The 20710-nt window shown below is 66.5% G+C and carries 18 protein-coding genes; 11 read left to right on the forward strand and 7 right to left on the reverse strand.

The features are described 5' to 3' along the window. Window positions 1-13 precede the first annotated feature (13 nt). Both KW836_RS05310 and KW836_RS05315 read left to right on the forward strand, forming a co-directional pair. On the forward strand, window positions 14-1483 hold the full coding sequence (locus KW836_RS05310) for a TrkH family potassium uptake protein (protein WP_218342615.1): 1470 nt from the start codon (window positions 14-16) through the stop codon (window positions 1481-1483). 327 nt (window positions 1484-1810) lie between these two features. Continuing rightward, entirely contained in the window at window positions 1811-3049 is a 1239-nt protein-coding gene (locus KW836_RS05315; RefSeq protein ID WP_175122075.1) for a YbdK family carboxylate-amine ligase, read from the forward strand. Window positions 3050-3187: 138 nt separating this feature from the next. Here the strand turns inward: KW836_RS05315 and KW836_RS05320 are convergent, their stop codons facing one another. Beyond that, on the reverse strand, window positions 3188-4123 hold the full coding sequence (locus tag KW836_RS05320; protein WP_218342616.1) for a methyltransferase domain-containing protein: 936 nt from the start codon (window positions 4121-4123) through the stop codon (window positions 3188-3190). A gap of 204 nt (window positions 4124-4327) precedes the next feature. Between KW836_RS05320 and KW836_RS05325 the strand changes: the two genes are divergently transcribed. Both KW836_RS05325 and KW836_RS05330 read left to right on the forward strand, forming a co-directional pair. After that, a complete protein-coding gene (locus tag KW836_RS05325) occupies window positions 4328-5005 on the forward strand; it encodes a ComF family protein (protein ID WP_255595129.1) in 678 nt (225 codons plus the stop codon). A gap of 224 nt (window positions 5006-5229) precedes the next feature. Then, window positions 5230-5700 (forward strand): tRNA (cytidine(34)-2'-O)-methyltransferase, encoded by a 471-nt coding sequence (locus KW836_RS05330; protein WP_056559971.1) that lies wholly within the window; start codon window positions 5230-5232, stop codon window positions 5698-5700. 22 nt (window positions 5701-5722) lie between these two features. On the opposite strand, the gene KW836_RS05335 is transcribed toward KW836_RS05330, so the two are convergent. The 5 genes from KW836_RS05335 to KW836_RS05355 form a co-directional block, all read right to left on the reverse strand. After that, a complete protein-coding gene (locus tag KW836_RS05335) occupies window positions 5723-6715 on the reverse strand; it encodes a tripartite tricarboxylate transporter substrate binding protein (protein ID WP_218342617.1) in 993 nt (330 codons plus the stop codon). A 63-nt stretch (window positions 6716-6778) separates the two neighbouring features. Continuing rightward, window positions 6779-7852, reverse strand: coding sequence for an NAD(P)H-dependent glycerol-3-phosphate dehydrogenase (locus KW836_RS05340; RefSeq protein ID WP_218342618.1), 1074 nt, complete (start codon window positions 7850-7852; stop codon window positions 6779-6781). Between the two features lie 17 nt (window positions 7853-7869). Then, on the reverse strand, window positions 7870-8400 hold the full coding sequence (gene secB / locus KW836_RS05345) for a protein-export chaperone SecB (protein ID WP_175122079.1): 531 nt from the start codon (window positions 8398-8400) through the stop codon (window positions 7870-7872). Between the two features lie 37 nt (window positions 8401-8437). Further along, window positions 8438-8695: a glutaredoxin 3 gene (gene grxC, locus KW836_RS05350; RefSeq protein WP_175122080.1), complete on the reverse strand. Its 258-nt coding sequence runs from the start codon at window positions 8693-8695 to the stop codon at window positions 8438-8440. Window positions 8696-8747: 52 nt separating this feature from the next. Continuing rightward, entirely contained in the window at window positions 8748-9170 is a 423-nt protein-coding gene (locus KW836_RS05355; protein WP_175122081.1) for a rhodanese-like domain-containing protein, read from the reverse strand. Window positions 9171-9384: 214 nt separating this feature from the next. Between KW836_RS05355 and gpmA the strand changes: the two genes are divergently transcribed. The 7 genes from gpmA to KW836_RS05390 all read left to right on the forward strand — a co-directional run bounded on the left by gpmA (window position 9385) and on the right by KW836_RS05390 (window position 17738). After that, window positions 9385-10137 (forward strand): 2,3-diphosphoglycerate-dependent phosphoglycerate mutase, encoded by a 753-nt coding sequence (gpmA, locus tag KW836_RS05360; RefSeq protein WP_218342619.1) that lies wholly within the window; start codon window positions 9385-9387, stop codon window positions 10135-10137. 7 nt (window positions 10138-10144) lie between these two features. Then, a complete protein-coding gene (locus KW836_RS05365) occupies window positions 10145-11746 on the forward strand; it encodes a peptidoglycan DD-metalloendopeptidase family protein (protein ID WP_175186355.1) in 1602 nt (533 codons plus the stop codon). A gap of 132 nt (window positions 11747-11878) precedes the next feature. After that, complete coding sequence (locus KW836_RS05370) at window positions 11879-13324, forward strand: S41 family peptidase (protein ID WP_218342620.1); 1446 nt, start codon at window positions 11879-11881, stop codon at window positions 13322-13324. Further along, window positions 13321-14079, forward strand: coding sequence for a molybdopterin-synthase adenylyltransferase MoeB (locus KW836_RS05375; RefSeq protein ID WP_218342621.1), 759 nt, complete (start codon window positions 13321-13323; stop codon window positions 14077-14079). The genes KW836_RS05370 and KW836_RS05375 overlap by 4 nt, the downstream gene beginning before the upstream one ends. Before the next feature lie 104 nt (window positions 14080-14183). After that, the gene (locus KW836_RS05380; protein ID WP_218342622.1) at window positions 14184-15374 is read left to right on the forward strand and encodes a GGDEF domain-containing protein; all 1191 of its coding nucleotides are present in this window, start codon (window positions 14184-14186) and stop codon (window positions 15372-15374) included. 235 nt (window positions 15375-15609) lie between these two features. After that, on the forward strand, window positions 15610-16329 hold the full coding sequence (locus KW836_RS05385) for a FadR/GntR family transcriptional regulator (RefSeq protein ID WP_218342623.1): 720 nt from the start codon (window positions 15610-15612) through the stop codon (window positions 16327-16329). Continuing rightward, the gene (locus tag KW836_RS05390) at window positions 16326-17738 is read left to right on the forward strand and encodes an FAD-binding oxidoreductase (protein ID WP_175122087.1); all 1413 of its coding nucleotides are present in this window, start codon (window positions 16326-16328) and stop codon (window positions 17736-17738) included. The genes KW836_RS05385 and KW836_RS05390 overlap by 4 nt, the downstream gene beginning before the upstream one ends. A gap of 1056 nt (window positions 17739-18794) precedes the next feature. On the opposite strand, the gene thiC is transcribed toward KW836_RS05390, so the two are convergent. Next, window positions 18795-20708, reverse strand: coding sequence for a phosphomethylpyrimidine synthase ThiC (gene thiC / locus KW836_RS05395; protein ID WP_175122088.1), 1914 nt, complete (start codon window positions 20706-20708; stop codon window positions 18795-18797). Window positions 20709-20710 lie beyond the last annotated feature (2 nt).

The following is a 20710-nucleotide window of genomic DNA, read 5'->3' on the forward strand; positions in this document are numbered from 1 at the left end:
CGGATAAGCCTCCATGAAGCGCGTCCTGGCCACCCTGTACATCCTGGGCCTCACCATGGTGATGTTCGCCCTCACCATGCTGATCCCGCTGTTTATCGCCTATGTGGGGGGCGACGCGGCGCGCGACGCCTTCCGCGACGGCTTCCTGATTTCCGTCGGCATCGGCGGCGGCCTGGCCGCGCTGACCCGGCGCAACCGCAGCGAATTGCGGGCGCGCGACGGCTTCGTGCTGGTGTCGGCCGTCTGGGCAGGTCTGCCGCTGCTGGCGGCCATTCCGCTGCTGCTGTACTTCCATGGCGCGGGGCTGCCGCTGTCCTTCACGGGCGCCTATTTCGAGGCGATGTCCGGGCTGACGACCACCGGCGCCACGGTCCTGACCAACCTGGACACCTTGCCGCCGTCGATCAACCTGTGGCGGGCCACGCTGATCTGGATCGGCGGCATGGGCATCCTGGTGCTGGCCGTCGCCATTCTGCCGCTGCTGGGCGTCGGCGGGCATCAGGTGGTGCGGGCCGAGACCCCGGGGCCCATGAAAGACGAGCGCCTGACGCCCCGCATCGCCAGCACGGCCAAGGCGCTGTACGCGGTCTATTTCGTGTTCTCCATCCTCTGCTTCATCGCGTACCGGCTGGCCGGGCTGTCTTGGTTCGAGGCCTGGTGCCACATGGCCACCACCATGGGGCTGGGCGGCTTTTCCACCTGGGACGACGGCTTCGCGCACTTTGACTCCGTCGCGGTCGAAATGGTGGCGATGGTGTTCATGCTGATCGCCGGCATCAACTTCGCCACGCACTTCAATGCCTTCCGCCAGCGCAGTCCGCGCGCCTATTGGCGTTGTCCGGAGGCCATCCCGTACCTGATCGTCGTGCTGGGGGTCGGGCTGGTCATCTCGGTGTACCTCTTCATCAAGGACGTCTACACCGATCCGCTGGAAGCGCTGCGCTACGGGATGTTCAACACCATCTCCATGGCTACCACGACCGGCTATGCCAATACCGATTTCGCCCAATGGCCGCTGTTTGCGCCGCTGACGATGCTGCTGCTCTCGGGCTTTGCGACGTCGGCGGGGTCGACGGGAGGCGGGATCAAGATGATCCGCGCCATCCTGCTGATCAAGCAGGCCCGCAATGAGCTGGTCACCATGTTGCATCCGCATGCCGTCAGCCCGGTCCGGATCAACGGCCGGGCGGTTGAGACCCGCACCATGTCGTCCGTGCTGGCCTTCATGCTGTTCTACGGCCTGTCCATTGCTGTGTTCACCAGCCTGCTGCTGCTCTCGGGCCTGGACCCGATCACGGCGTTCTCGGCCGTTTTCGCCAGCGTGAACAACACCGGGCCCGGCCTGGGCCCGGTAGGCCCCATGGGTACCTTCGCGGTGCTGTCGGACTTCCAGATCTGGGTCTGCACCTTTGCGATGCTGATCGGCCGGCTGGAACTGCTGACGGTGCTGGTGCTCTTCACGCCGATCTTCTGGCGCAAATAGGCGCCGCCACGCCTCTAAATCGTCAGGGATAACCCTAATTAGGGTTATCCCGTCCCCTTTGGAAATCCCCGTCTTTTCTGGCTCCGCGCCGGGCGCTCGCCCAGAACCCGCGCCAATCCTGGGCGGTAAGCGCTTGCTTACTTTTCCTTAGAGGGAAAAACCGGATGATTCGCGATGTTGCACACAAATGTCACGATTTTCAATCGTTTTGCCACAAACCTGCGGCTATCATGCGTTCACAAGCCGCCGTCTAGTGCCCCCCGGGAGGTTGCCGGGCTTCAAGGTCGAACGGCGCATACCCTCATCAAACATTCAAAGGAGTCCGAGATGGAACAAATCCCGTTCATTTCGTCGGCCCCCAACACCCTGGGCATCGAACTCGAGCTGCAACTGATCGACCCCCGCAGTTTTGACCTTGCTGCAGCGTCTGACGAACTGTTGGCCCAAATGGCCAACCATCCTATTGCCGACCGCGTAAAACCCGAAATCACGCGGTCCATGATCGAACTGAACTCCTCGGTGCATGAGCACCCCATGGGCCTCTTGGCCGAAATGCGCGAGATGCGCGACGCCCTGGTTGAAGCCGCGGATGCGGTCGGCGTGTCGGTGGCGGGCGGAGGCGCCCATCCCTTCATGCGCTGGCAAGAGCGCTCCATCTCGGATACCCCGCGCTTCCAGTACCTGGCCGAAATGTACGGTTACCTGGCGCGTCAATTTACGGTGTTCGGCCAACACATCCATCTGGGCGTGAAAAGCGGCGACGACTCGATCAAGCTGCTGCGCCGACTCTCGCCTTACGTGCCGCACTTCATCGCGCTGACGGCATCGTCGCCGTACTGCGAGGGGGTGGACACCCTGTTCTCGTGCTCGCGCCTGAATGCGGTCAACAGCTTCCCGCTCGCCGGCCACATGCCGCCCGAGGTCAAGGACTGGTACCAGTTTGAAGCCCACCTGTCCCAGCTTCGCGCTTTTGGTCTGGCCGAGAGCATCAAGGACTTGTACTGGGATATCCGTCCCAAGCCCGAGTTCGGCACGGTCGAAATCCGGGTCTGCGACACGCCGCTGACGGTGGAGCGCGCCTGCCAGGTGGCGGCGTTTGCCCAAGCGCTGTCCGTGCTGCTGATGCGCGAGGAAGATCCCAGCGACAACGCCTGGCTGTCCTATCGCAGCAACCACTTCCAGGCCTGCCGCTTTGGCCTGCAGGGCAGCTACGTCACGCCCGACGGGCAGCGCGTGCGCCTGATCGACCATATGCGTGCGCTGTTCCAGCGTCTGATGCCGGTGGCCGAGGAACTGGGGACGGGCGACATGATCGCCGCCTTGCGCGACGACGCCATGCGCGCCGGCAACGACGCCCGCTGGCTGCGCAGCCAGTACCATCGCCTGCGCGACTTGCCGCTGGTGGTGGAAGCCATGTCGAACGCGTGGCGCGGTACGGCGGCGCCCGTTGCGCCGCCGGCAGAGCCGACCGCGGTGCTTCGCCGCCGCATCCGGGCAACGTCCGAACCCATGCAAGGTCTGTCCGCGTCCGAGCCGGGCGTGACCGTGCCGGAACGCTTGCACTAGGCTGCGGCAGGGGTGCGTGCGAGGCCCGCTTGGCGGGCCTTTTTCACAGGCGAGGCATGCAGGCCTGCTTTCGGAGGCGCGGCATGCAGGCCTGTTTTCGGAGACCGATCTTTCAGGGCGGCTTTGCAGGCCCTGTCGTCAAAGGGTTCCGCGCTGCCGGCCGCCGATCGCGCTGATGGACAGGCGGGTTTCGCCCGCCACGGTCCGATGCGCGGCGGCGCGCCAGGCGTGGCCGTAGGCCACTTCGATACTCAAGACGATCAGGCCGTCCGCATTGCGTTGCGCTTCCAGCGCCGCGCAAAGGCGGTCGCGCCAGTCGCGTCCCACGAGTCCGCCGCGGCGGCCTTCGGCGGGGTTGCCGCCCAGGGCGCGCACATCCTGCAGCAGCTTTTCGGGGCTGCGGTAGGTCAGCGTCAGGATCTCCTGGTCCATCACCGGATCCGCAAAGCCGTTTTCCACCAGCAGGTCGCCGAAGTCGTGCATGTCCACGAAGGACGGCGTGGCCGTGCGCAGGCCGGCATCCGCCAGCGCCTGCCGCAGTTCGCGCAGCGTGGCCGGTCCCAGACAGGAAAACATCGCCAGGCCGCCCACTTTCAGGATGCGGCGCCATTCGGCCAGCACGGCGTGCGGTTCGCGGTGCCAGTGCATGGCCATGTTCGACCACACGAGTTCCAGCGATTCGGGCGGCAGGCCCGTGTTGGCCAGATCGGCGTTCACGAACGCGGGGGCGGCCGGGCCGCGCCGCGCCAGTTTGCCGATCCAGGCCGACAGGCCGCCTGGCGCGTGACGCTGGCGCGCCTGCGCCAGCAAGGGCTCACAGTTGTCCAGCCCGGTGTAGGCCGCGTCGGGATAGCGTTCGCGCAGCAGCGGCAGGTTGTCGCCGGCGCCGCAACCGGCGTCCAGCATGGCCTGCGGTTGCACGCGGATGTACTGCAGGCGGCCGAGCATGCGGCGCGCCACTTCGCCATAGAGGAATTGGGCGTCGGCCAGGTCGCCGCGGCGCGCGAACTGGCGCGGCACGTCGGCGCTGACGAGGGGCAGGGAGGGGGGCGTTGCGGTTTCTGGCAGGGACATTTCGGTCGCGCTCGCGGGATCTCCCGGGGGCGGAGCATGGTTTGATCTGGGATGGCTCACATTATTGCCCATCCCGGCGGCAGGCTCCGATTGTCCCTACTGAACATGGGGCGACGGTTGTTGTCGCGCCTGGGATGCGATTGCCCGTTGTGCGGGGCTCGGGTCGCGGGCGCGCGGCTGTGCGCCGGGTGTCAGACGGACATCATGGCCGGACCGCCGGGGGGCTTGGCAAGATGCCCGCGATGCGCGCTGCGCCTTCAAGGGGGCGGACAGCATTGCGCGGCGTGTCTGGCGCAGCCGCAGGCGTTCAGCCGCACGATCACGGCGTTTGACTATGCGCCGCCCGGCGATGCGCTGGTGCTGATGCTGAAGACGCAGTTGCGGCTCAGCATGGCGCCGGTGCTGGCGCGAATGATGGCGCAGGCGGTGCGGGAGGCGGCGGCGCAGTCCGGCGCGCAAGCCGCCGGCATTTCCGGATCAAGCGGTTCTGACACCGCCGCCGACTGCGGGCGCTGCACCGGGTTCCTGCCGCCCGATCTTCTCTTGGTCCCCATTCCCGCCAGCCGGGCGTCGCTGCGGCAGCGGGGCATGAACCCGGCGGCCGAGATCGCGCGCAGTCTGGCCGCCGAACTGGCGCTGCCGGCGCCGCGTCTCCTGCTTGCACGGCGGCGCGAAACGCCCCGCCAGGCCACGCTAGGCCGGCGGGCGCGGCAGCGGGGGGCGGCGGGTCTCTTTGTCTGCACCGGCCCGGTTCGCGGGCGTCATGTGGCGGTGGTGGACGACGTGATGACCACCGGCAGTACCGTGGGCGCGGCGGCCACTGCCCTGATGGCGGCAGGCGCGGCCAGCGTGACGGTATTGGTGGCCGCGCGTACGCCATGATCTGCCTGCATCGCCGTCTGGATCGTGCCTGGCTTCCCGCCCGCATCCCCGCCCGTGCCCCCGCATGCATCCTGGCCTGCCTCCGCCGTTTGCAACCGCGCCCGCATCCGCGCCTTCACCGGACCGCCGTCGGGTCGCGGTTCCTGGCCCCGCCGCCAAATCGGCGACAATCACGCTCGCGCGGCCGCTTCCCGGCCACGGACCTTTCCACCTCTGCCCGCACCATGTTCCACGTCATTCTCGTCTGCCCGGAGATCCCTCCCAACACCGGCAACGCCATCCGCTTGTGCGCCAATACCGGGGCGCAACTGCATCTGGTGCGTCCCCTGGGGTTCGAGCTGGATGACGCCCGCATGCGGCGCGCGGGGCTGGACTATCACGAGTGGCAGCCTGTGCGCGTGCACGACACGCTGCAGGAGGCGCTGGACGACACCGGCGCCGTCGCGTCCAGCATCTATGCGCTGACCACGCACGCGCAGCGCAGCGTGGCCGACGTCAGTTTCAAGCCGGGAGATGTGTTCGTGTTTGGCCGCGAAAGCGCGGGCCTGTCAGACGAGCATCAGGCGATGTTTCCGCCGCAGCAGCGTCTGCGGCTGCCGATGCGCACCGGCCAGCGCAGCCTGAACCTGTCGAACGCCGTGGCGGTCACGGTGTTCGAGGCCTGGCGCCAGCAGGGCTACGAAGGGGGCGCATAGACGCCGCCCCTCGGGCTGAAGATCAGTCCAGCGACAGCTTCAGCTTGTCGATCACCTGGTCCCAGCGCGCCTTTTCATTCTTGATGCGGTTGGTCAGCGCTTCCGGCGTCGACGGGGCCGGCGTGAAGTATTGCAGCGCCAGCTGCTTGCGCACGGCCTCGCTATTGATGATGCGCGCCAGTTCGCTGTTGAGCCGTTCAATGATCGGCGTGGGCGTGCCGGCCGGCGCCAGGATCGCATTCCACGAGATGGCTTCAAAGTCCGGATAGCCCTGCGAGGCCATGGTGGGCACGCCGGGCAGGGCGTCGCTGGGCTGCAGGCTGGTCACGGCCAGCAGCTTGACCTTGCCGTCGCGCGCCTGCGGCACGGCGATTGCCGGCACCATGAAGCCGGCCTGCACGTCGCCGCCGATGATGGCCGTGATGACCTGCGGAAAGCCGGAATACGGGATGTGGGCCAGGTCCACGCCCGCGCGTTCCTTGAACATCTCCATGGCCAGGTGGGCCGAACTGCCGGGACCGACCGATCCGTAGTTCAGCGAGTTGCCGCGGCCCTTGACCAGCTTGACGAAGTCCTGGACGTTGTCGACCTTGAGGTTGCCCGGCACCACCAGCACGTTGGGGCTGGTGCCGACCAGCGATACCGGCTCCAGGTCGGTCAGCGGGTCGTAGCCCAGCGTCTTCTTATAGAGCGTGGGCGCCGTGACCAGCGGGCCGTTGATCGTGTAGAGCAGGGTGTAGCCGTCGGGCTTGGCCTGCGACACCATGCGCGTACCGATGTTGCCGCCGGCGCCCGGCTTGTTGTCGATCACGATGGGCTGGCCCAGGGCCTGGGACAGCGGCTCGGAAATCGTGCGCGCCAGGATGTCGGGCGACGAGCCGGGCGGGAAGGGCACGACCATGTGGATCGGGCGCTCGGGCCAGTCGGCGTGGGCAGCGACGGGCAGGATGGCGGCCAGGCTCAGGCAAAGGCCACGCAGCAGCGGGCCGACCCGGAACTTGCGGGTTTGCGTCATGAAGGATGTCTCCTCGGGGTGGGTGTCGTGTCTTGTTGTGGAAGCGGGATGGACGGGCGCGATCTAGGCGGCGCCGATGGCCTCGCCGGAGCCGGCGCCCAGCCCTTCATAGCGCGCATCCCGCGCCAGCAGGGCCGAGACGGCGGTCATGGGCGCAACGCCTTCGAACAGCACGGCGCACACCGCTTCGGTGATCGGCAATTCGACATTGATGGCGCTGGCGCGGTCCAGCGCGGCGCGGGCGCAGCGCACGCCTTCGGCGGTGATGCCGCTGGCCAGGATGTCGGCCAGCTGGCGGCCCGCGCCGATCTCCAGGCCCACGCGCCGGTTGCGCGACAGCTCGCCGGTGGCGGTCAGCACCAGATCGCCCAGGCCGGTCAGCCCGGCGAAGGTTTCGGCCTGCGCGCCCAGCGCGACGCCAAAGCGGGTCATCTCGGCCAGGCCGCGGGTGATCAGGGCCGCGCGGGCATTGGTGCCCAGCGCAAGGCCATCGCCAATGCCGCAGGCAACTGCAATGACGTTCTTGAGCGCGCCGCCGACTTCGACGCCAACCAGGTCGGTGCTGGCGTAGACGCGCAGCGCCGCGCCATGGAAGGCGGCGGTGGTGGCTTCGCGCAGGGCGGGGCTGCTGCTGGCGACCGTCAAGGCGACGGGCAGGCCCTGGGCGACCTCGCGCGCGAACGAGGGGCCCGACAGGGCGCCGCCGGTCGCGCCGGGCAGGGCCTCGCGCATGATTTCGTGGGGCAGTCTGGCCGTGTCGGCCTCAAAGCCCTTGCACGTCCAGACGATGGGCGTGTCTTGCAGTCCCAGTGCGGGCAGCCGCTGCGACAGCGCCTCGCAGATGGACGTGAGACCCGCGACGGGCACGCCCAGCACGATCAGACGGCGCGCGGCGTCGTCCTGCAGGGTGCGCAGCGTGGCGTCCAGGTCAGAGGAATATTGCAGCGTCTTGGGCAGGGAAATGCCCGGCAGATAGCGGGCATTTTCGTGGGTGGCGGCCATGGCGGCCGCTTGCGCGGCTTCGCGCGCCCAGAGCTGGGTGGGGTGGCGGCGGCTGGCGGCCGCCGCCAGGGCGGTGCCCCAACTGCCCGCTCCCAGGACGGCGACGCGCAGGCGCGGCTCGGCGGGTTGGTTCATGGGGCGCCGCGGGGTGCTTACTGGCGGGTGGCGCCGGGGGGCAGGATGATGCCCGATTCGGCACCGTTGGCGCCGGCGGCCTGCTGCTGTTGCAGTTCGGCGATGCGTTGCTCGTACAGAGCCTGGAAGTTGACTTCGGTCAGGTGCAGCGGCGGCATCGAGGTGCGGGTGATCGCATCGGCGATGTTGGCGCGCAGGTACGGGTACAGCATCGTGGGGCAGACAATGCCCAGCAGCGGGTCGAGTTGCTCTTCGGGGATGTTGGCCGCTTCGAAGATGCCGGCTTGCGTGCCTTCAACCAGGTACACGACCTTGTCGTTGATGCGCGTGGTGACGGTGACGGTGACCGTGGTTTCGAACACGGTTTCGGCCAGGCGCTGGCCGCCCACGGTGATGCTTACTTCGACCTGCGGCGCTTCCTGCTCCAGGAACACGTGAGGCGCGTTCGGCATTTCCAGCGAAAGGTCTTTCAGGTAGACGCGCTGCAGATTGAACGAGGGCGCGTCGTTGCCGCCTTCTTGCTGGGTGTTTTGGTCTTGATCAGCCATGAGTGTTTCCGTTGGTGGGAGAGGCAAAAAGGGGCGATTAGCCGTTCAGCAAGGGGGTCAGTCCACCCGAGCGGTCCAGGGCTATCAGGTCGTCGCAACCGCCGACATGGGTATCGCCGATGAAGATCTGCGGGACGGTGCGCCGGCCGGTGCGTTCGATCATGACATCGCGCTGGGACGGTTCGCGGTCGATCTGGATGATTTCCAGGTCGGCCACGCCACGCTGCTCGAGCAGCGCCTTGGCGCGGGAGCAATAGGGGCAATAGTCCTTGCTGTACATGACGACTTTGTTCATAGGGCGCTCCTGTGGGTACAAGAATAGGTAGATGGGGGCGAGTCCCCCTGCTTCAACCCTTCTGGGTTACCGGCAGGCTGGCGGCCGACCAGGCACGCATGCCGCCTTCCAGCGGCACGACGTCGGTGAATCCCTGGGCGCGCAGCTTGGCGGCGGCGCGGGCCGAATCGCGGCCATTGTCGCAAACCACCACCAGCGGCTTGTTCTTGGGCAGCGAGCCGGCCTTCTGCTCGAGGTCGGCTGCCGGCACGTTTCGTGCCTGAGCGATATGACCGGCCTGGAATTGCTCGACGGGGCGCACGTCGACCCACACGGCATTGCGCTGGTTGACCATCTGGATGGCTTCAGTCGTGCTGATGGCGGACCCGGTCCGGCCCTTGCGCAGGGCGGGAATGATCAGCATCACGCCGGAAACCACGGCGACGGCGACGATGAAGATGTTGTTTTTATCGAGCAAGAATTGCAAAAGGTCCACGAAGGCTTCCTGTAGTACGTCGGCGGGCGCTACGTCGGCTTGCGGGTGGGCAAGTCTTCCGGCCAGCCTGGTAGGGGCGAACCCTGATGCGACGCGTCCAGGACATGGACGCGGTGCGCCGGGGCAAAATCACGGGCAAAATCACTCAATTATAAAATGAGCGCATTCCTTAACCATCCTCCAACTTTAACCCGCCCGGCGGGCGCCCCAAACCATGCACAAACTCGTACTGATGCGCCACGGTGAAAGCCAGTGGAATCTTGAAAACCGTTTCACCGGCTGGACCGACGTCGACCTGACCGACACCGGCCGCGAACAGGCCCGCAAGGCGGGCGAACTGCTCAAGAAAGAAGGCTTCACCTTCGACCTGGCCTACACCTCGGTCCTCAAGCGCGCCATCCGCACCCTGTGGATCGCCCTGGACGCCATGGACGCCATGTACACCCCGGTCGGCGTGAACTGGCGCCTGAACGAACGCCACTACGGCGCCCTGCAGGGCCTGAACAAGTCCGAAACCGCCGCCCAGTACGGCGACGAGCAGGTCCTGATCTGGCGCCGCGCCTACGCCATCGCCCCGGAGCCGCTGTCGCTGGACGACGAACGCCACCCGCGCTTTGATAGCCGCTACGCCAAGATCCCGGCCGACCAGCTGCCCGCCACCGAGTGCCTGAAGGACACCGTGGCCCGCGTGCTGCCGTTCTGGAACGACTCCATCGCCCCGGCCATCCGCTCGGGCCGCAAGGTCTTGATCGCCGCCCACGGCAACAGCCTGCGCGCCCTCATCAAGCACCTGGACAACGTGTCGGACGACGATATCGTCAACCTGAACATCCCGACCGGCCAGCCGCTGGTCTACGAACTGGATGATGACCTGCGTCCGATCCGCCACTATTATCTGGGCGATGCCGCCGAGATCGAGGCGGCCATGGCTGCGGTCGCAGCCCAGGGCAAGGCCAAGAAGGACTGATATCTCTATGCGTCGCACGGCGGGGTTGTTGTTGGCGGTCATGTTGGCCAGTGGGACGCTGCCTGCGCGCGCCGCGCCCAGTGACCTCGCCGGGCGTCAGTCCGACGCCGAAAAACAGCAGGCCGCCTTGCGCGACCGCATCGAGAGTCTGCAAAAGGACATCGACGACCGCGAGGCGGCCCGCAAAGAGGCCGCCGACGCGCTCAAGCAGTCGGAATCGTCGATTTCCCGCATCAACCTGCGCCTGAAGGAACTGGCCGACGCCAACCGCAAGGCGACGGCCGATCTCGCGTCGCTGGAAAAGCAGATCACCGCGCAGGAGGCCGTGCTGGCCAAGCGCCGCGTCGAACTGGCCGACCAGCTGCGCACCCAATACACCAGCGGCCTGTCGCCCTGGACGGCGCTGCTCTCGGGCGACGATCCCCAGGTGCTGGGCCGCAATCTGGGCTACCTGGACTACGTGTCCCGTGCCCGGGCCGACGCCGTGAAAGCGCTGCGGACGGACATCGACCGGCTGGCCGCCCTGCAGGCGCAGGCCGACGAACGCCGCGCCGAAATCGAAAAGGGGGTCGCCGAAACCTCCGAACAGAAAACCGCGCTGGTCGCGCAGCAAAAAGAGCGCGCCAGCCTGCTTGCCCAGCTTGAAGGCCAGATCGCCGCCCAGCGCGCCGAGGCCAACAAGCTCGGCCGCGACGATCAGCGCCTGTCGCGGCTGATCACCGATCTGGACGCGGCCATCGCCAAGCAGATCGAGGAAGCCCGCAAGGCCGAAGAAGCGCGCAAGCGCGCCGAAGAAGCCCGCCGTGCCGAGGAAGCGCGCCGCGCGGCTGAAGAAGCCCGCCGCGCCGCCGAAGAGGCCAAAAAGCGCGCCGAGGCCGAACGCCGGTCGCAGGACGCACGCCGCAAGGCCGAGGCAGACCGCAAGGCCGCCGAAGACGGCGCGCGCCGCGACAGCGAAGCCCGCGAGGCCGCGCAGGCGCGCGAACAGGTCGAAGCGGCAGCCCAGAAGAACCGCGGCCCGGTGGCCGTGGCCGACCCGGACGCCGCCGGCCTGCGTCCCGCCGAGCAGCGGCAGACCCGCATCGGCGGCCCGGCCGATACCCCGCCTTCAACAAAACCCGCGGATCCCCCCAAAAAGGCGGAACCTGTTGAAGAGCCCGCCACTCCAACGCGCAGTGCATCGGCCCAGCAGACCGCCAAGGCGCCGCCGGTCGGCGGCGGCAACGGCCTGCGTCATGGGCTGGCCATGCCGGTGCGCGGCCAGGTGCAGGGCAGGTTCGGGGTGGATCGTCCGGACGGCGGCGTGTGGCGCGGCGTGGTGCTGCGCGCGGCCGAGGGCACGCCCGTCAAGGTAGTGGCCCCCGGTACTGTGGTTTACGCCGATTGGCTGCGCGGCTTTGGCAACCTCATCATTGTGGATCATGGCCAGCAGTACCTGACCGTCTATGCTTACAACCAAAGTCTGCTCAAACGGGTGGGCGATGCGGTGGCCGGCGGGGATACTATTGCTACCGTGGGCGCAACCGGCGGCCAAGTGGAATCCGGCCTATACTTTGAAATTCGCCATCGTGGCGCTCCAGTGGACCCGGCCCAATGGCTGGCGCAGTAGATGTGACGGCTGGTGCAGCCGGTTTGCTGGAATGCAATCGGCGTAAACGCTGTCGGTAAATGAATGTCGTTGGAAAAATACCGTTGGTAAATTACCAAACCCATCGGCGAAAACAAAATTCGGGAAGTGTGCATGGGCACTCGTAAGTTTCGCGGTTTCGGTCTGATTGCCATCGGTGCGGTGGCTGGTGTGTTGCTGAGTGTTGGCGTGACTGCGGTCGCCCAGCGTGGCAGCCCCCTGCCTCTGGACGAGCTCAGGCAACTGAGCAATGTCTTTGCCGCCATCAAGAACAACTACGTCGAGGCCGTCGACGACAAGACCCTGATCGACAATGCCATTTCCGGCATGGTGTCGAACCTGGATCCCCACTCCGCCTACCTGGATGCCGACGCGTTCCGCGAAATGCAGACCGCGACGCAAGGCGAGTTCGGTGGCCTGGGCATCGAGGTCGGCGCGGAAGACGGCTTCGTGAAGGTCATCTCGCCCATCGAGGACACGCCCGCGGCCCGCGCCGGCGTCATGGCGGGCGACCTGATCATCAAGATCGACGACACGCCCACCAAGGGCATGACCCTGAACGACGCGGTCAAGCTCATGCGTGGCGCGCCCAAGTCGCCCATCACCCTGACGATCATGCGCGCCGATCGCCCGCAGCCGATCGTCGTGAAGATCGTGCGCGACATCATCAAGGTGCGCAGCGTGCGCAGCAAGATGCTGGACAACGGCATCGCGTACGTGCGCGTCGCCCAGTTCCAGGAAAAGACCGGCGCCGACCTCGCCCGCCAGCTCAAGGAGCTGGGCGCGAAGGAACCGCCCAAGGGCCTGGTGCTGGACCTGCGCAATGACCCGGGTGGCCTCCTGACCAGCGCCATCGGCGTCTCCGGCGCGTTCCTGCCGCCCGATGCGCTCGTGGTGTCCACGGACGGCCGCACGCCGGACGCCCGCCACAAGTATCTGGCGACGCCGTCGGAATACGCCCGCGGCGAAAGCAACTACCTGTCCGGCCTGCCGGCCTGGACCAAGACGGTGCCGATGGTGGTGCTGGTGAACGTGGGTTCGGCCTCGGCCTCCGAGATCGTGGCCGGTGCGCTGCAAGACCACAAGCGCGCCAAGGTGCTGGGCAACCGCACGTTCGGCAAGGGCTCCGTGCAGGTGATCCTGCCGCTGTCCGAAACCACCGCGGTCAAGCTCACCACGTCGCGTTACTTCACGCCCAGCGGCCGTTCCATTCAGGCCACCGGCATCGAACCGGACTACGTCGTTGCCGATACGGCCGACGGCGACCTGTTCCGCCTGCCGCGCGAAGCCGACCTGCAACGTCACCTGTCCAACCAGCAGACCACCAACGAAATCAAGTCCAGCTCCGACCAGGACAACGTGGAACTGCCGGCCAAGGTGTTTGAATTCGGCGGTAAGGACGACTTCCAGCTTCAGCAGGCCCTGAACCTGCTGGCCGGCAAGCCGGTGCAGAAGGGCTCGGCCCGCGCCCAGGCCAAGGCTGACGCCAAGGCCGGCGGCGGAACGCCCCAGCGCATGAAGATCACGCCGACCGGAGTCGAGCCCAGCAAGGACAAATGAACGACGAGCAACTGCTGCGCTACGCCCGCCACATCCTGCTGGACGAACTCGGGATCGAAGGGCAGGAAAAACTGCTGGCGGCGCGTGTGCTCATCGTGGGGGCGGGCGGTCTGGGTTCGCCCGCCGCGCTCTACCTGGCCACCGCCGGCGTGGGCGACATCACGCTGGCCGACGACGATGTCGTCGAACTCAGCAATCTGCAGCGCCAGATCCTGCATACCACCGCAAGCGTTGGTCGGCCCAAGGCCGAGTCCGGCCGCGACATGCTGGGCGCCTTCAATCCGCAGACCCGCGTTCACGCCCGGGTCGAGCGCCTGAAGGACCAGGCCTTGTCCGATGCCGTCGCGCAGGCGGACCTGGTGCTGGACTGCACCGATAACTTCACTACCCGCCACGCCATCAACCGCGCCTGCGTGCAACACCGCAAGCCACTGGTCTCCGGCGCGGCCATCCGATTCGACGGCCAGGTCAGCGTCTATGACCTGCGCGACGACAACGCGCCGTGTTACCACTGCCTGTTTCCCGAAGCCGACGACGTCGAGGAAGCCAACTGCGCCACCATGGGCGTCTTCGCGCCGGTGGTCGGCATCATCGGCAGCATGCAGGCCGCCGAAGCCCTGAAGCTGCTGTCCGGCGTGGGCGAAAGCCTGTCCGGCCGTTTGCTCTGGCTGGACGTGCGCACCATGCAATGGCGCAGCGTCAACGTGCAACGTGACCCCGAATGCTCGGTCTGCGGCCACCGGGGGCACGCCTGAAGTCTGTCGGTATTGAACCCAAGAACAATACTAAAGGTTTCAAATACCTGCTATAACGCCAGCCAGCCTACTGATTTCGGGTAGAGGGGCATGGACATGACGGCGTGGATACAGGACTGAAGTTCAGCCTGCCCAAGTGGCGGCTGACACGTTGGCTGACGCATTCCGGGCATGACACGCCGGCGGACATCCGCGCGGCGCTCATCGCCAGTCTGTTCGGCACGCTTCCCATTTTTGCCGGCGGGGTCATCAACACGCTGATGATCTCGGGCGTCGTCGCGTGGCGGCGGCCCGAACCGCTGTATATCTCGTGGCTGATCCTGGAGGTGGTGCTCGCGCTGGTGCGCGTCGTCATCCTCCGATCCGCGCTGCGAGCGGCCCCCAAGGGCGGCAATACCCACACCGACCTCTACATTCTGCTGGCGCTGTTCTGGGCGTTCAGCGTGGGCTATGGCGTCTTCATCACCTTATTGAACGGCGACTGGCTGGCCGCGACACTGGCTGGCGTGTCCTGCGGCGCCATGGCCGGCGGGATCTGCTTCCGGAACTACGGCGCGCCCCGCCTGGTGGGCGCCATGATTTTCCTGAGTCTTGGCCCCATGTGCCTGGGCGCGCTCTTCACCGGCGAATGGGTCATGGCGATTGTGTTCATCCAGATTCCGTTCTATCTGATCAGCATGGTCATCGCCTCGCACCGCCTGAACCGCATCCTGGTGTCGACCATGTTGGCCGAGCGCGACAGTGATCGCCGCGCCAGCGAAGACGCGTTGACCGGCCTGGCCAACCGCGCCGGCCTGCAGGCGGCGCTGGAACGCGTGTGCGCCAGCGCACGCGGCCATGACAGCGCCGCGGCGCTGCTCTACATGGACATGGACGACTTCAAGCGCATCAACGACACGCACGGCCACGCCGGGGGCGATCAGGTGCTCAAGACCATCGCGGAACGCATGCGCGCCATGCTCCGCGTGGACGACGTCGCCGCGCGGATCGGCGGCGACGAATTCATCGTGCTCGTCACCGGCATCGACGCCACCGCCGCACTGCGGCTGGGCGAACACCTGCTGCGAGACGTCTCGCAGCCCATCACGCTGGCAGACGGCAATCGCGTCTGCGTGGGCCTGTCCATCGGCATCTCGATCCTGTCCGGCGCCAACCGCACCCCGCAGGGCGCGCTGGACTCCGCCGATGCCGCGCTGTATCGCGCCAAGGCGCAGGGCGGCCGCTGCTGCGTGGTGGATCAGAGCGGTCAGATCGCTGAAAGCGAAGGATTGCAGAGCGCGTCCGTCGCGGCTTGATTGGGAGCGCGGCTGTCCGAATTGGTCCGAATCGGTCCAGCGCTGTGTGCCGCGTGTGGCGTGCCCGTTGCGCAGCGGGTGCATTCCAGACGCAACTCCACCGCGGTTCGGCCGCATTCCAGCTTCGACTCCGCCACGCGTTCCCACTTCCCGATCCCGCCGGTGGGTTGCACCGGCCCCCTCACGAAACAACAAAGTTATCAGATAACCTGAAAAATATGCCTATAATCCGCCCATGTTGACCAAGAGCCTCACCCTCACCGAGCAGGTTGCCCGCCAGCTCGCCAGCGACATCGCGGATGGTGTCCATGCCGTCGGCGCCAAGCTGCCGGCCGGACGCGTGCTGGCCGAGCAATACGGCGTCAGCGCCGCCGTCATCCGCGAGGCCACGGAGCGCCTGCGCGCACAAGGGCTGATCCAGAGCCGGCAGGGTTCGGGCAGCACGGTCGTCTCGCGCACCGGGGCGCAAGGCTTTCAGGTGTCCACCGGCATCGCGGTCGACCGCAAGAAGCTCGCCAGTGTCTACGAACTGCGCATGGAACTTGAAGGCGGCGCAGCCACCCTGGCGGCTGTCCGCAGCACGCCGGAGGACCTGGACGCCATGGCGTCAGCCCTCGCCTCGCTGCAAGCCCATCTGGACCACCCCGAGGCCGGCGTCGAACATGACATCGCCTTCCACGTCGCCATCGCGACCGCCACGCACAACAGCTACTACCAGGATCTTTTGCAATACCTGAACCTGCAGCTGCGCCTGGCGGTCAGCACCGCCCGATCCAACAGCCGCCTGCAAGACGGCCTGACCGCCGCCGTGCACCAGGAACACGTCGCCGTGTTCGAGGCCATCCGCGCCCGCGATCCGGACCGTGCCCGCCAGGCCGCCATCCGCCACCTGCAGCAAGCCGCCGGCCGCCTGCAGCTCGATCTTCTCTCTCCCGCCGCATCCCACATCTCATGAGCGCATCCGACTTTTCTCAACGGCTGGTCCAAGCCCTGGGCCCCGACACCGTCTTCACCGACCCGGCCGACATCGCGCCGTGGCTGTCCGATTGGCGCGGCCTGTACAACGGCCAGGCCCAGGCGGTTGTGCGCCCGCGTACGACGGCCGAGGTCGCCACGTGCCTTGCCTTGTGCCAGGAAGCCGGCGTGCCGGTCGTGCCGCGCGGCGGCAACACCGGCCTGTGCGGCGGCGCCACGCCCGATGGCGGCGCCAGCAACGTCGTCATCAGCCTGGACCGCATGAACGCCGTGCGCGCCATCGACACCGTGGCCAACACCATGGTTGCCGAGGCCGGCGCCATCCTCGGCAACCTGCGCCGCGCCGCCCAGGACGCCGGCCGCCTGCTGCCGCTCAGCCTGGCCGCCGAAGACTCCAGCCAGATCGGCGGCAACGTCGCCACCAATGCCGGCGGCGTGAACGTGGTGCGCTACGGCATGGCGCGTGAACTGGTCCTGGGCCTGGAAGCGGTGCTGCCCACCGGCGAAATCTTCCACGGCCTGCGCACCCTGCGCAAAGACAACACCGGCTACGACCTCAAGCAATTGCTCATCGGCTCCGAAGGCACGCTGGGCATCATCACCGCCGTCGCGCTGCGCCTCTACCCGCGCACCGACGTGCGCTCGGTCGTGCTGGCCGCCGTCGAATCGCCCGCGCAAGCGCTGCAACTCTTCGAGATCCTGTTCGAACAATGCGGCGCGCGCCTGCAGGCGTTTGAATTTTTCACCGGCGATTGCCTGGACCTGGTGCTGACGCACGCCGAGGGCGTGCAGGAACCGTTCGAACAGCGCTACCCGGCCTACGTGCTGGTGGAACTGGCCGACACGACGGACGAAACCGCCCTGAACACGCTGCTCGAAAACGTCATCGGCACGGCGCTGGAACGCGGCCTGTGCCTGGACGCCGCGGTCTCGGCGTCGCTGGCGCAGTTGCAGACGCTGTGGAAGCTACGCGAGGAAATCTCCGAAGCCCAACGCGCCGACGGCCCGCATCTGAAGCACGACGTGTCGCTACCGATCGAACGCATCCCCGACTTCATGCAGACCGCCGAAGCCCGCGTACGCGCGCTGTACCCCGACATCCGCCCCTTCATCTTCGGCCACTTCGGCGACGGCAACCTGCACTACAACCTGTCCCGCCCCGCAGGCGCAGACCGCAACTGGGTCGCAGAGCATGGGGCGGCGATCACGGATGCGGTGTTGGATGAAGTGAATCGGTATGGCGGGAGTATTTCTGCCGAGCATGGGATCGGGCAGTTGAAGCGGGAGCATTTCTTGCATAGCAAGGATGCGGTTGAGTTGCGGTTGATGCGGGAGATCAAGAAGGTGATGGATCCTGCGGGGATCATGAATCCTGGGAAGTTGTTGTAGGCATCGTTGGAATTTTCTGATCGGTGTGGTTGTTCGGTGATGGCTTTTGGGTTTGGTGGGCTGCGTCGGATTTCGTAGGTCTCATCAGATCTTCGTAGGTCGCCCGACGCCGCGGTCCCCGTGGGCACGATCGCCCACGATTGCGGTCCGGAGCCTTCGCTCCGGACTGCCCCGTCGTCATCTTCGTCCGCCTTCGGCTCCCTTCAGATTCCCTCGGGCGCATCGACGGCGCTCGCGCCCACGGTGACCGCGACGCCGTGCTGCTAGGGTCTTTGGTATGGGGCGCTGCAAGACCTGTGTTCAGGGCAGGAAATCTGCGGGGCCGCCGGGTTGCTGCCGCCCGGGCGGCGGCAACCCAGCATCTGTTCCGTGGGACGTCGGGACGGTGTGCGCTTGCACGCCGGCGGGGATCGGTTTGCTAATGGTGCTCGCCGACGGGGGAGGGGCCGTGATGGGCGGCGCGCGTCAACGGTCCGCTACAACCTGCCGACCCGTACGCGCGCCGCCCATCGGGCACTTGAGTTCAAGTGGCGATTAGCGTCGGTACTGGTTGAGTTTGGCGAGATCGTCCGCCGCTGCCTGTGTCTGACCTCGTCGCGATGGCGGTGTCTGACACCTCACTTGGTCTTCCAAATCCGACGATGTCAGACGGTATCTCAACCAGATGCCGCCACACGCGAAGCGTCATCGCCTCCACGCAAGACGACGCGTAAGCCCCCAAAGGCCGCCCGCGCGGCCGGCCGGGGGCGGGCACCGCAAGACGCTTCTCTTCCACCCCGCGGATGGCAAGAACCTAAAGAACCCGACTCGCCCCAACGCCCCGGAAGATTAAGCAACTCGAGCCCGGTGTGGCGTGGGCCTGGGGTGGGCGGGGCGTTTAGATGCGCCCGAGGGAAACCGAAGGGAGCCGAAGGCGTACGAGGTTGACGAAGGGGAAGTCCGGAGCGAAGGCTCCGGACCGCAATCGGAGCCCCACCCACCCCAGGCCCACGACGCGCCGGGCGTCTAAAGAACCCGATCCGCCGCAAGCCGCAAGCCACAAGCCACACCAGCAAATCACTGCCGGTGATAAACCTCACTTCCTTTCTTCACAAACTCCACCGACTTCTCCTGCATCCCCTTCGCCAGCGCCTCTTTCTCGCTAACGCCCTGAGCCGCCGCATAATCCCGCACATCCTGCGTGATCTTCATGCTGCAGAAATGCGGCCCGCACATCGAGCAGAAGTGCGCCACCTTCATCGAATCCTTCGGCAGCGTTTCGTCGTGGAATTCCTTCGCCGTATCCGGATCCAGCCCCAGGTTGAACTGATCATCCCAACGGAATTCGAACCGCGCCTTCGATAGCGCGTTGTCGCGGATCGCAGCCCCCGGATGCCCCTTCGCAAGATCAGCCGCATGCGCCGCGATCTTGTACGTGATGATGCCGTCCTTCACGTCCTTCTTGTTCGGCAGTCCCAGGTGTTCCTTCGGCGTCACATAGCAAAGCATCGCCGTGCCGTACCACCCGATCAGTGCCGCACCGATACCCGACGTGATGTGGTCATAGCCAGGCGCGATGTCCGTCGTCAGCGGACCCAGCGTATAGAACGGCGCCTCGTGGCAGTGTTCCAGCTGCAGGTCCATGTTCTCCTTGATCATCTGCATCGGCACATGCCCAGGGCCTTCGATCATCACCTGCACATCGTGCTTCCAGGCCACCTGCGTCAGCTCGCCCAGCGTCTTCAGTTCGGCGAATTGCGCCTCGTCGTTCGCGTCATAGCCCGAGCCCGGCCGCAGGCCGTCGCCCAGCGAAAAGCTCACGTCGTACGCCTTCATGATCTCGCAGATCTCTTCAAAGCGTTCGTACAGGAAGCTCTCCTTGTGATGCGCCAGGCACCACTTCGCCATGATCGAGCCGCCGCGCGACACGATGCCCGTCATCCGGTCTGCCGTCATCGGAATGAACGGAAGTCGCACGCCCGCATGGATCGTGAAATAGTCCACGCCTTGCTCCGCCTGCTCGATCAGCGTGTCGCGGAAGATCTCCCAGGTCAGGTCCTCGGCCTTGCCGTCCACCTTCTCCAGCGCCTGGTAGATCGGCACCGTGCCGATCGGCACCGGCGAATTGCGGATGATCCACTCGCGGGTTTCGTGGATGTGCTTGCCCGTGGACAGATCCATCACCGTGTCGCCGCCCCAGCGGATCGCCCACGTCATCTTCTCCACTTCCTCGCCGATGCCCGAGCTCACCGCGGAATTGCCGATGTTCGCGTTGATCTTCACCAGGAAGTTGCGACCGATGGCCATCGGTTCCACTTCCGGGTGATTGATGTTGGCCGGAATGATCGCCCGGCCGCGTGCCACTTCCGCGCGCACGAATTCCGGCGTGATCGCGGCCGGAATCGAGGCGCCGAATGATTGGCCCGGATGCTGGCGCAGCAGGCGCTTGACCATCTTCTCGCCGTCGGGACCGCTGTCGCGCAGCGTCTGCAGGTAGTGCTCGCGGCGCAGGCTTTCGCGGATCGCCACGTATTCCATTTCCGGCGTGATGATGCCGCGGCGCGCGTAGTGCATCTGCGACACGTTCGCGCCTGACTTTGCGCGGCGCGGCGGGCGCTGCAGGTCAAAGCGCATCGCCGTCAGCTTGGGATCGGTCAGACGCGACTTGCCGTAATCGCTGGTGGGACCGGACAGCAGCTCCGTATCACCGCGCTCCTCGATCCAGGCGCGGCGCAGTTCCGGCAGGCCGCGGCGGATATCGATCTTGGCCTCGGGGTCCGTGTAGGGGCCGCTACAGTCGTACACCGTCAGCGGCGGGTTCTTCTCGCCGCCGAACATCGTCGGCGTGTCGTCCTGTTCGATTTCCCGGAAGGGTACGCGGATGTCGGGGCGCGAGCCCACTTCATACACGCGGCGGGATTTGGGCAGCGGTGCGACGGCCGCCGCGTCGACTTCGGCGGTAGCGGCCAGGAATTTGGGATTGGCGTTCATGG

It is taken from the genome of Achromobacter sp. ACM05, assembly GCF_019218915.1.
Taxonomy (GTDB): Bacteria; Pseudomonadota; Gammaproteobacteria; order Burkholderiales; family Burkholderiaceae_B; genus Achromobacter; species Achromobacter animicus.